Here is a 10567-nt window from a genome sequence, read left to right as displayed (position 1 = left end):
AAGGCGCGGCGGGCGCGGGGGAGGATGCGTGGACGACGCGGATGGCCGAGGCGCCATCTGCCGTCGTGCCCGCTTCGTCCGGCGGGAGGAGGGGGAGCCAGCGGGCGATGAACGGGTGCAGGCCCGCCTCCCAGTGTGCGGAGAGCGAGCCGTCTTGCAGCAGGCGCAGCGAGCCGGCGGTCACCTCGGCCGCAGCGGGGAGGGCGGGAGCCGTCAACCGCGCACCAGGAGCGAGTGGAGCAGCTCGTTGTGCGTGGCCTCGGGCGGGGCCCCGTCGTCGCCCGCGCGGACGACCCAGGCGTGCGCCATGATGCGCCCGTGCGGCGGGTTCTCGTTGCGCACGCCGATGCGCACGAAGGCGGGAACCCCGTAGCGCCGCAGCACCAGGCACTCGGCGATGCTGCGGTACAGGCAGGTGTCCCGCCAGGGCGAGCCGGGCACGCGCGCCAGCGCCGCGACCATGCGGTTCGCGGCGCCCACGGCCCCGCGCGGGACCGGGCGCGGCGTGGCGGCGGGCTCGGGCGCGGCCATCAGCGCGTCGAGCGCGCGGCCCCGAAGCTGGAACGGGACCCGGGCCGCGGCCCAGATCCCGGATGCCACCGCGCCCGGCGTGGCCCTCACGCCGCGCCGCCCTCCGGCGGGGCGGGGCGCACCAGGCCGTGCGCGGCGAGCTCGGCCAGCAGCCGGTCCAGCTCGGCGCCGGCGGTCGCCTCGTCCACCTCGAAGTTGGCGCACAGGTCGGCCAGCAGCGCCGGGCGGTCCAGGCCGCGCTCCAGCTGCTTCCACACGTGCGCCGCGGTGGCGTTCAGGCGGAAGTACTGCTTGGTGTCCATGTCCAGCAGCACCGCCTCGCCCGCCAGGTGGGCGGCCAGCACGTCTTCGGGGACCTGGTATCCATCGGGCATGGTGCCTCGCGATCAGAGTACGCCGGACGGGCGCTGCGCGTCGCCCGTGCCGGTGGGGATGTTGTGCACGTCGGCCGGCGCGGCGGGGTCCAGCCAGCGCAGCGAGGGCGTGCCGCCGGTGAACACCGTGTACACCAGCCGCCCGTCGGGCAGCCACGCGGGCTGCGCGTCGGCGCCCGGGCGGTTGGTGACGCGCGTCACCGCGCCGGTGGCGACGGTCACCAGGTAGATCTCGGTGTCGCCGTCGCGGTCCGAGGTGAAGGCCACGCGGGTGCCGTCCGGGCTGTACGCGGGCTCCACGCTGGCGGTGCTCGTCGTGCCGGTGAGCTGCGCGGGCGGGCCGCCGGGGACGGACGCCGTGTAGAGCTGCGCGCCGCCGCTCGCGGTTGAGACGAATGCGATACCGGTGCCCCCGGGGTTCCACGACGGCCCTGCCTCGATGCTTCCCGCCTGGCCGAAGTTGCCCGTGGCCGCCGTCGCGCCGCTGCCGGTGGAGGACATCACCCACACGCGCGACAGGCCGGTCACGTCGCTGGTGTACGCGATCTTGGTCCCGTCCCGAGCGAGCGAGGGCGACGTCTCGAACGACGCCGCCGAGGTCAGCTGCGTGTTCGCGCCGCCGGTGAGCGGCACGGTGAAGATGTCTGCCGAGCCGCCGCGGAAGCTGGTGAACGCGACCAGCCCGTGCGCCGCGCTGGGGTCCTGGTCGTCGCCCGGGTCGGTGGTGATGCGCGTGAGCTCGCCGCCGTCCAGCGACACGCTCCAGATGTCGCGGTTGCCGCTCACCACGCGGTCGAAGACCACGGTGGGCGGCACGGCGACAGTGAAGTCGGCGTGCCCCGCGTCGCCGCTCGCGCTGGCGGAGATGGTGACGTTCCCGGCGCGCAGGAACGTGGCGTGGCCGTCTGCCGTGAGCGTGACCGCGTCGGCCGGGGTGGCGGACCAGGTCACCTCGGCGGGGGGGATCGCGACGCCGTCGCGCGTGGCGGAGAGCGTCACGGTCGCGCCGCGCTCCAGGCGTCCGGCCGCGGCGACCGCCACCACGGGCCCGCTGCCGGTGCCGCCGCCGCCGTTGCAGGCCGCGAGCACGGCGAGCGCCGCGGCAACGAGCGCCGCACGGGCGTGGAAGGCGGCGCGGGGCAGGGTGCGGCTGAGGCTCATGGTTCCGGTGGGGGAGCATGGGGATGAACGTGGAAACATCGGAAAGCTAATACCGCCCACCCGCGCCGGGAATAGCATTTCCCACGTCTCGCATCCGACGATCCGGCTGCATTGGCAGATGCGGAGGCGTGGGGCCGTCGGTGTCGGGAGATGCGGAGGCGGGCGCCGGCCGTGCGGAGGTTCGGTAGATGTACCGAGCGCCGGTGGATGCGTCCCGATGCCGGAGCCTCGTCGGCGATGGACCGCGGATGCGCAGGTCCGCATCCTACCACGGCGTCGCGAGCGCGATGCCAGTCGGCCGACGCGGCTGGGAGAACGCAGCGGGCCCGGCGGACGGAGGTCCACCGGGCCCGCTGTGCCGCTCCGCTCAGCGGCTGAGCAGGCCCAGCTTGGTGTCGTACGAGGCGACGCGGGTCCAGGCGTGCGTGGAGCCGGATGCCCGGATGCCCCAGAAGTCGAAGTCGGCATACTTGCGGTCGCCCGCGGCGTTCAGCGCCGTCCAGCCGGTCACGCCGTAGTACGAGCCCGCGGTCGCCACGAAACGCGTCTTCAGGTCCGCCGCGCTCGGGTGCGCGGGCGAGGCCAGGTACGCCATCGCCGCCACCCACACCGCGTCGTACACGCCCAGCGCGAACGCGTCGGGCTCCTGCCCGGCCCGCGCGCGGATGCGATCGGCCACCGGCTTCCAGCGGTCCTGCGCGGTGGGATCCAGGCCGAACACGGGGTTGGGGAAGCCCACCCGCTCGGAGAACGCCACGGCGGCGGGGCGGGCGAGGACGGCCGCGCTGAGCGCCACGCCGTCGCTGCCGTACCAGCGCACCGACGACAGCTCCGGGTCGGCCGCGGCGAGCGCGAACACGTCCGCCACCTCGTCGAAGCCGGCCAAGTACACGCCCACCTGCCCCGCAGGATGGGTCGCGAGCGCCTGGTGCACCTGGGCGGAGAGCGAGGCCACCGGCGTCGCGAACGCCGTCGCCGTCGCGGCGTACTCGACGCCCGTGGAGACGGTGCCGCCGGCCGACGCGAAGCGCGCCGCCGTGGCCGTGTGCAGCCCCTGGTTGCCCGCGTCGGCGCGCCAGATGGGCACCACGGCGCGGATCCCGTCGTCCCACATCAGCGCCGAGACCGCCACGCCTTCCAGGCTGTCCGACGGCGTGAAGCGGAAGATGCCGTCGCCCGCTACCGCGAGGCTGCCCGCCGTGCTGGACTGGCTCACCACCAGCATGGCGTTCGCGTCCACGTACGGCTTGATTGCGGCGAGCTCCGCGCTGGACTGCGGCCCCACCACCACCTGCACGCCCGCGCCGTGCAGCGCCTGGACCTTCGCCAGCGCCGTCGCGGGGTCGAGCTTCGTGTCCTCCACCCGCGCCACGAAGTGGATGCCGCGCCCCGCCGCGTAGGCGTTCACGTCCTCGACCGCCAGCTCCATGGCGGCCTTGCTGGTGACGCCCAGCGTGGCCCAGTTGCCGGTGAGCGAGAACACGCCGCCGATGGTCACGTCGCGCGCGCTGTCCGCACCGGTGCCGCTCCCGTCGCACGCCGTGGCGGCCAGGGGGAGCGCCGCGGCCAGCACGGCCAGGGTGAGTCGCACGGCCGTTCGCCTGGTCATCATTCGGTTCTTCGTTTCACCTTGAGGTGGAGATCGACGGCCGCCGGACGGCACCGTCGTGCATCGGCCGAACCCGTCACGCCGCGGTCCGAAAGCGGAGGGCGACCAGCGGGCCGGCTCCGCTGTGGCGAACGACGCGCTGCCGCGATGCGGCGCGCTCGTGCGTCCGTCGCGGAGGTGGATGTGGGGCGCGTGTCAGGTGGGATGCGGGGCTGGACGGGAGATGGGATTCCGGACGGGTGCGTCCGTGCGGCGGATGGATGCGCGGACAAGGTCAGCGCCGTACGAGCCCGGCGCAATGGGAGGACCCGGAAGACGCCGTTCCGCCGTACCCCCATAAAGCTGAAGCGGAGCGAGAATGCCGGGTGCCGCGGTTCAGGCGGCACCCGGCAGGCTCGCTCCGCGGGCGGGGAGACCCCGGACATAGGCCAACAGCAGTACCGTTGGCCGGAGGAGGAGGCTCACCGCCCCCGCGCAGGAGCCGGGCGGCAGGCTGTATCGCCGCCCGGCTCCGGAGCGGCCCCGCGAAACCCTGTCGGAATCGCGAAGCCGCGGCCAGAGATCAGCTCCTCAGAACTGGACCACCGACGCCCGCTGCGCCGCGCCCGTGCCCGTGGGGATCACGTGCGTGGTGGCCGGCGCGGCCGGGTCCAGCCACTCCAGGTGCGGCGTGGAGCCCACCCAGGCGGTGTACACCAGGCGCCCGTCGGCCAGCCAGGCGGGGCCGTTGTCGGTGCCCGCGCGGTTGGTGAGGCGCGTGACCACGCCGGTGGACACGTTCACGGTGAAGATCTCGGTGTCGCCCGTGCGGTCCGAGACGAAGGCCACCTGCGTGCCGTCTGGGCTCCACGCGGGCTCCACCTCGGCGTTGGGGCCGCCCACCAGCAGCGTGGCCGCTCCGCCCGGCGTGGCGATGTAGATGTCGGACCCGCCCGTGAGCGTGGAGACGAAGGCGATCGAGTCCAGGTGCGCGGACGACGTGTCGGCGCGCGGCTTCCAGGTGGGCCCCGCCTCGATCTGCCCCGAGCCGGTGGTGGCCGGGGCGCCGCCCGTGCCGTCCGCCTTGGACGTGTACAGGCGCGAGACGCCGCTCACGTCGTTGGTGTACGCCAGCCGGAGCCCGTTGGACGAGTACGCCGCGTCCAGCAGGTCCACGTGCTGCTGCGTGAGCCGCGTCTCGGCGCCGCCGGTGAGGGGGATGCGGTACAGGTCCGCCGCCGTGTCGCGGAAGCTGGTGAACACCACCAGGCCCTGCGCCACGGTGGGGTTCTGGTCGTCGGCCACGTTGCTGGTGATGCGCACCAGGTCGCTGCCGTCCAGCGCCACGCGCCAGATGTCGCGGTTGCCGCCGGTCACGCGGTCGAACACCACCACGGGCAGCGCCTTGGTCTGCAGCAGCACGCGGAACCCGAAGGTGCCCACCGTCTTGGGCACGTTGAAGCGCCACTGGTGCGCCTGCGACACGGCCTGGTACGCCAGGATCTCGGGATAGTCGAAGTACGGCTGCCCGCCGCCGGTGAAGGTGCCCGTGCCGTCCGCGTTCGCCACCGAGATGACGCCGCTGCCCGACGTGGCGGTGGGCGAGCTGTGGAAGAACACCTTGATGCCCGTGACGGTGGTGCCGTCGGGCGTGCCCAGGCGGTTCACCAGCAGGTTCTGCACGGTCACGTTGGCGCTGAACACCTCGGCCACCGAGTCGTACGCCACGCCGCTGGAGGCGAGGAGCACGTTCTGTCCCTGACCGCCGATGGTGTGCGTGATGTCGAGCGCGGCGCCGGCAGCGGTGCCCGGCGCGCCGCAGCGGACCATGCGGGCGGCCACGCTCGCGGTGCACTCCAGGACGGCGAACGAGGGCGATGCCGGCACGGACACAGGCGGCTGGCCCGGCGTGCCGGGGGCGGACGGCAGCGTGCCCGCGTCGGAGCAGGCGGCAAAAAGCGCGAGCGCGGCCATGGGCAGCGCCAGGCGCAGCAAGCCCCGGCTGGGGCGGGCGTCAGTGATCAAGTGGGACCGCTCTTCGAATGAGGGCGAGATGGGGCGGGGACCGCGCATTACGTTAACGACGAAAGGCCTTCTCCGCAACTGTTTCCGAGGCAGCGGAACGTATTGTGTCCCATGTACTTCCGCGTGTTCGGAAGTGTTGCGCGCCTGCCACGCTCCCGCGCTCTCCAGGCGTCTTCCCATTGCCGAGAACACGCTGGTATGACGGTAGACGATCAGCCATGCCGCACGCTTCTTTCCGTCCATCGCACCGCCGAAGTCGCCGAGCGCGTAGTGCGATCAGAGGATGAAGGAAATCACGGTAGGTGCGCAGCCGCCGATATCGTCCTGATCTTGTGGGCGGGCTTGACCACCTCTCGATCACTCCGTCCGCTCGCCGAGTAGACATCTCCAGAAGCAGTCCACGACAGGGCTTCGCGCCGCCGTAGCCCGCGCGTCCACGCGACAGGGCGAGGCCGCGGCGACGCATCTTTCGGTCGGTCGATGAAGAACGCTCGGTACAGGCCCGTGGCCGGGGGATTGCGAGATGGCGCAAGCTTCCCGCCGCCACGAGGTCCCATGATCTGCATCCTGCACGGCTATCTGCTCGAAGGCTCCGGCAGCAACCTGTGGACGCGCTCCATCGTGGAGTCGCTGTGCCGCCAGGGCGAGACGGTGCACCTGATGGCGCAGGAGAACCACCCGGAGCGCTACGGCTTCATCGCCGAGGCGCGGCGGTATCTCCCGGACGGCGCGGTGGAGACGCAGTACCGTGCCGAGCCGTCCACGCCCGGCCGCTGCATCCTCCACCAGCCGGACCTGGGCGACACGCTGCCCGTGTACGTGTGGGACAGGTACGAACAGTTCGGCCGCGTGGTGCCCATGGTGGACCTCTCCGACGAGGAGGTGGAGGACTACGTGGAGCGGAACACGCGCGCCCTCCTCCGCATCGTCCGCGACGAGGGGATCACGGCGATCCACGCCAACCACGCGGTGCTGATGTCCGTCGTCGCGCAGCGGGTGAGGGCGGAGACGGGGGTGCCGTTCTCCGTCATGCCGCACGGCAGCGCGCTGGAGTTCGCGGTCAAGCGGCAGGAGCGCTTCCACCGCATGGCCGTGAGCGCCTTCGCCGACGCGTCCATCGTGTTCGTGCACGGCGAGGAGATGCGGGAGCGGGTGCGGTCCATCCTGGGCGCGGTGCCGGGGCTGGAAGCGAAGTTCATGGACCTGCACCTGGGCGTGGACACCAGCCAGTTCCAGCCCATCCCCCGCTCCGGCCGCCGCGAGATGGTCGCGCGCATGGCCGCCGCCCTCGCGGACACGCCGCGGGGCCGCGCCCCCGGCCACTCCGCGCCCATGCTCGCCCGCCTGCGCGGGGACATGCGCCTGGACGAGCTGCGCGAGGTGCTGGCGGACGAGCCGGCGTACGACGGCAAGGCGCCCGACGCGGACGTGGAGGCGAAGCTGGATGCCGTGCAGTGGGAGAGCGACGCCACGCTGCTGTTCGTGGGACGGCTGATCTCCACGAAAGGCATCCAGGGTGTGATCGTCGCCCTGCCGTTCATCCTCCGTGAACGCCCCGACCTCCGCCTCGTAGTGGTCGGCCACGGGCCGCTGCGCCGACCGCTTGAGGCGTTGCTGTGGGCGCTGGAGCACGGCGAGCGCGCGCTGGTGGCGGAGATCGTGGCGTGGGGCCGCGAGCTGGAGGGCGCCCCCGAGGGCGAGGCGGAGGGCACGGAGCTGACGCAGGCCGCCCGTTTCCTGGAGCAGGTGGAGGCCCGCGGCGAGACCGGCGCGTACTTCGCCGCCGCGCGCGAGCACGTGCGGCCCGAGCGCGTCGTCTTCACAGGCTACTTGACGCACCGGGAGCTTCGCTTCCTTTTTCCGTGCTGCGACGCGGCGGTCTTCCCGTCGGTGGTGAAGGAGGCGGGACCGCTCGTCTTCCTGGAGGCGCTCGCGTCCGGCACCTTCCCGCTGGGCACCTACTTCGCGGGGATGAAGGCCAGCATCGACTCCGTGGCCGAGAGCCTGCCGCCGGGCGAGGGCGACGCGATGAAGCTGGACCCCGCGGCGGACCGCACCGTCGCCGACATCGTGCGGCGGGTGCCGGCCGCGCTGGACATGGGCGAGAAGCACAAGGAGACGCTGTACCGCGTGGCGCGCGAGCGGTTCGACTGGACCAGCGTAGCGCGCACGCTGCACCGGGAGCTGGAAGCGCTTTGAGCCTGGAGGAACGGGAGGCCCGCGCCGCGTATCCGTCGGACGCGATCGTGGTGCTGGGGGGCGGCGTGAAGCCAGACGGCACGCTGCCCGTGGTGGGGCGGACGCGCGTGCACCGCGCGGTGGAGCTGTACCGCCGCGGCATCGCCCCGCGCATCATCTTCACGGGCCGCTGCGGGCTGATGGACGACGACCCGCCCGTCACGGAGGCCGCCGCGATGGCGGAGATGGCGCGCGGCATGGGCCTGCCGGACGAGGCGCTGCTGCTGGAGGAGGAGGCGAAGGACACGCTGGGCAACGCCTACTTCGTCCGCGAGCAGTTCCTGGAGCCGAACGGGTGGCGCTCCATCCGCGTGGTCACGTCGGACTTCCACATGTCGCGGGCGGCGTGGGTGTTCCGGAAGATCCTGGGCCCCGGCTACGACTTCTCGTTCATGGCCGCCGCGTCCGGCCTGTCGCCGCACGAACTGATCGTCCGCGCGCTCGAGGAGTGCAAGATCACCATCTTCCTGAACGAGTGGCTGGAGGCGCTGGAAGATGCGGACGAGCACGCCATCGACCGCCTGATGAGCCAGGAGCACCCCGGCTATGCCGACGCTCCGCTGCTCACGCACGAGGAGATGCGCCGCCGCCTGGCCGCCATCGACGAGATTAACCGCGCCGCGGGCACGCAGCACTGGCTCACCAGCGCCGCCCCCGGCGGCTGGAACGGACGCACCGAGCGCCGCGGGCTCGGCGAACGCCGCGGCGTGGGCCCCAGCCGGCGCTAGACATCGGGCCTTCCGGTCCCTCGTCACCTCTCCGGCATCTCGGGAGATGTGTGGCGGTGCGTGCTCGCAGCATCGCGGCGCGTCCGCATCTCCCGATCACGCCCTTGCCTTCCCATCTCCGGAGCACACCAATGATGCGTGGATTCACGGCCTTCGCCGCCGCACCGCTCGCGCTCGTCCTCTCCGCGTGCGCCGCGTCTACCGTCGCTGGTCCGGTGGATGGGCCACGGTCCGCGGCCTCGTCGGCGTCCGCAGGAGAGCGGGATGCGGTGGCGGCGCAGCGCGCGTGGTGGCGGGCGTTCACGCTGGCGGACACGGGCTACCTGCGCGCCCACACGGCCTCCGACGCGTCGCTCACGCTCAGCAGCGGGCGCACGTACGACCGCGCGGATCTGATCGCCGAGTCCGCGAGCCACAGCACCGGCGGGCAGATGCGGCTCGACTGGTCGGAAGAGGCGGTGAGGCGGCCCGCGCCCGGAGTCGCCGTGGTCACCAGCGTGCTGGCGGAGAGCGTGGGTGTGGAGGTGCAGCGGTATCGGTATCTGACGCTGCTCACGCGGCGCGGCGGCGCGTGGGAGATGTCGATGGCCCAGAGCACCCGCGAGGCCGTGTTCTCGCCGCGCGTATCGGTTGCGGTCGCGGGGCCGCTCGCGCACTACGCAGGCAGCTACCGGACGCCGCGCGGCGGGCTCCTCCGCGTGGTCGCAGCCGGCGACTCGGCGCTGTCGCTCGTCGAGCCGTCGGGAACCGCGATTCCGCTGGAGCCAGTCGGGCCGGCGACGTTCGAGTTCACGCGCCTCTCGCCCGCGAACGGCGTGGTGCGGATGGTGTTCACGCGCGATGCGACGGGCGCGGTCACCGCGCTCAACCGCCTGCGGCCTGGCGGCATCGAGACGTTCCCGCGCGTGCCCTGAGCGCACCGCGACTCATCTCCCGAAGCCGTCATCGAACAGCCGATCCGCATCTGGACGGGCCGTCCGCCGCCGCGCTCAGCGGGGGAACGGCCGCGCGACGGTCATGTGGTAGACGGGCTGCAGGTTCTCCATCATCACGTGCAGCGCATGCTCGTCGCGCATCTCGGCGATGGCGCGGCCCAGCTCCGCCTGGAGCACCTTCGAGTGCTCCTTCCCCACCTCCTCCAGCATCTTCCTCTCCATCCGCAGCTCGGGTGGCGCCTCCGGGCGCGGGTCCGCGGGCACCGCGAAGCGCTCGTGCGACACGTCCATCGTAGTGCCGAATTCGTGCGCGCTCACCGTGCGCGAGGCGTACGAGTTGATCTTGCGCAGGTCTGCCTGGCTCTCGTCAGTCCGCAGCGCCGACGTGACCTTCATGCGGTACGGCGGCAGGCCCAGCTTCGCGAGCCGCGCCTGGAAGCGGCGGCCCAGCTCCATGAGCATCCCCCGCGCATCCGGCGTCACGTACGGCACCGAGTGGTCCATGTCGCGCAGCACCCAGAACGGCGTGCTGTCGCCCAGCTCCACGAGCGTGCCTTGCCGCAGAAGCTGCCTGATCTGCGCGTCGGAAGATGGGGTGATGCCCAGCTTCCGCGCCGTCGCGATCTGCTCCGCGTTCACGTCCTGCCGGAGCCCCGCGACCTCGCTCGCGCCCAGCGGCCTCCCCCGCGCGAACGCCGCCTCCACCGAGTCGCGCCGCGCCGCCAACGCCGACCGCACCACCGCCGAATCCTTCAACGTGAGCGCCTTGGGCGGCGGAGGGGGCGCTGGCGCCGCGGGAGCGGCTTGAGCTTGTGCGCGAGCCTCGGCCGCGCCTCCCTCGGCCGCCGCGCGCTCGCTTCCTCCGGAGCACCCGGCAACGCCGAGCAGCGCCACCATCCCCAAAGCAATACACCATTGCATCTTGCGCATCATCTTCCCCGTTCGTCGCTTTCACACCGAAAGCCGGCGGCAGGGGCCAGATGCATG

General features: G+C 72.7%; 10 protein-coding genes. 3 read left to right on the top strand and 7 right to left on the bottom strand.

The features are described from left to right. The 6 genes from VFE05_11405 to VFE05_11380 all read right to left on the bottom strand — a co-directional run. Window positions 1-217, bottom strand: a 217-nt coding sequence (locus VFE05_11405; GenBank protein ID HET6230666.1) for a hypothetical protein, incomplete at its 3' end; no start/stop codon positions are given. After that, entirely contained in the window at window positions 214-621 is a 408-nt protein-coding gene (locus tag VFE05_11400) for a lasso peptide biosynthesis B2 protein (protein ID HET6230665.1), read from the bottom strand. The genes VFE05_11405 and VFE05_11400, both read right to left, overlap by 4 nt. Then, window positions 618-905 carry a PqqD family protein gene (locus VFE05_11395; GenBank protein HET6230664.1) on the bottom strand — a complete coding sequence of 96 codons (288 nt, stop codon included), beginning with the start codon at window positions 903-905 and terminating at the stop codon, window positions 618-620. Before VFE05_11395 ends, VFE05_11400 begins: the two co-directional genes overlap by 4 nt. A gap of 12 nt (window positions 906-917) precedes the next feature. Further along, window positions 918-2066 (bottom strand): hypothetical protein, encoded by a 1149-nt coding sequence (locus VFE05_11390; GenBank protein ID HET6230663.1) that lies wholly within the window; start codon window positions 2064-2066, stop codon window positions 918-920. A gap of 367 nt (window positions 2067-2433) precedes the next feature. After that, window positions 2434-3678, bottom strand: coding sequence for an ABC transporter substrate-binding protein (locus tag VFE05_11385; protein ID HET6230662.1), 1245 nt, complete (start codon window positions 3676-3678; stop codon window positions 2434-2436). A 567-nt stretch (window positions 3679-4245) separates the two neighbouring features. Further along, the gene (locus VFE05_11380) at window positions 4246-5679 is read right to left on the bottom strand and encodes a hypothetical protein (GenBank protein ID HET6230661.1); all 1434 of its coding nucleotides are present in this window, start codon (window positions 5677-5679) and stop codon (window positions 4246-4248) included. A gap of 555 nt (window positions 5680-6234) precedes the next feature. Between VFE05_11380 and VFE05_11375 the strand changes: the two genes are divergently transcribed. From VFE05_11375 to VFE05_11365, 3 genes are all read left to right on the top strand, one after another. Further along, window positions 6235-7878, top strand: a complete 1644-nt coding sequence (locus VFE05_11375) for a glycosyltransferase (protein ID HET6230660.1) — start codon at window positions 6235-6237, stop codon at window positions 7876-7878. Further along, window positions 7875-8645 carry a YdcF family protein gene (locus VFE05_11370; protein ID HET6230659.1) on the top strand — a complete coding sequence of 257 codons (771 nt, stop codon included), beginning with the start codon at window positions 7875-7877 and terminating at the stop codon, window positions 8643-8645. Before VFE05_11375 ends, VFE05_11370 begins: the two co-directional genes overlap by 4 nt. 131 nt (window positions 8646-8776) lie before the next feature. Continuing rightward, window positions 8777-9559 carry a DUF4440 domain-containing protein gene (locus VFE05_11365; protein HET6230658.1) on the top strand — a complete coding sequence of 261 codons (783 nt, stop codon included), beginning with the start codon at window positions 8777-8779 and terminating at the stop codon, window positions 9557-9559. A gap of 75 nt (window positions 9560-9634) precedes the next feature. On the opposite strand, the gene VFE05_11360 is transcribed toward VFE05_11365, so the two are convergent. Further along, window positions 9635-10513 carry a DUF5715 family protein gene (locus tag VFE05_11360; GenBank protein ID HET6230657.1) on the bottom strand — a complete coding sequence of 293 codons (879 nt, stop codon included), beginning with the start codon at window positions 10511-10513 and terminating at the stop codon, window positions 9635-9637. Window positions 10514-10567: the final 54 nt, after the last annotated feature.

The organism is Longimicrobiaceae bacterium (assembly GCA_035696245.1).
Classification (GTDB): Bacteria; Gemmatimonadota; Gemmatimonadetes; order Longimicrobiales; family Longimicrobiaceae; genus DASRQW01.
The sequence above is the reverse complement of the archived record's forward strand: the minus strand, read 5'-3'. Positions and strand labels throughout refer to the sequence as shown.

What these genes read in the sequence shown, in the direction of transcription:
- VFE05_11395 (HET6230664.1), bottom strand. Translation starts at nt 905, where the DNA reads ATGCCCGATGGATACCAGGTCCCCGAAGACGTGCTGGCCGCCCACCTG.
- VFE05_11390 (HET6230663.1), bottom strand. Translation starts at nt 2,066, where the DNA reads ATGAGCCTCAGCCGCACCCTGCCCCGCGCCGCCTTCCACGCCCGTGCG.
- VFE05_11385 (HET6230662.1), bottom strand. Translation starts at nt 3,678, where the DNA reads ATGATGACCAGGCGAACGGCCGTGCGACTCACCCTGGCCGTGCTGGCC.
- VFE05_11375 (HET6230660.1), top strand. Translation starts at nt 6,235, where the DNA reads ATGATCTGCATCCTGCACGGCTATCTGCTCGAAGGCTCCGGCAGCAAC.
- VFE05_11365 (HET6230658.1), top strand. Translation starts at nt 8,777, where the DNA reads ATGATGCGTGGATTCACGGCCTTCGCCGCCGCACCGCTCGCGCTCGTC.
- VFE05_11360 (HET6230657.1), bottom strand. Translation starts at nt 10,513, where the DNA reads ATGATGCGCAAGATGCAATGGTGTATTGCTTTGGGGATGGTGGCGCTG.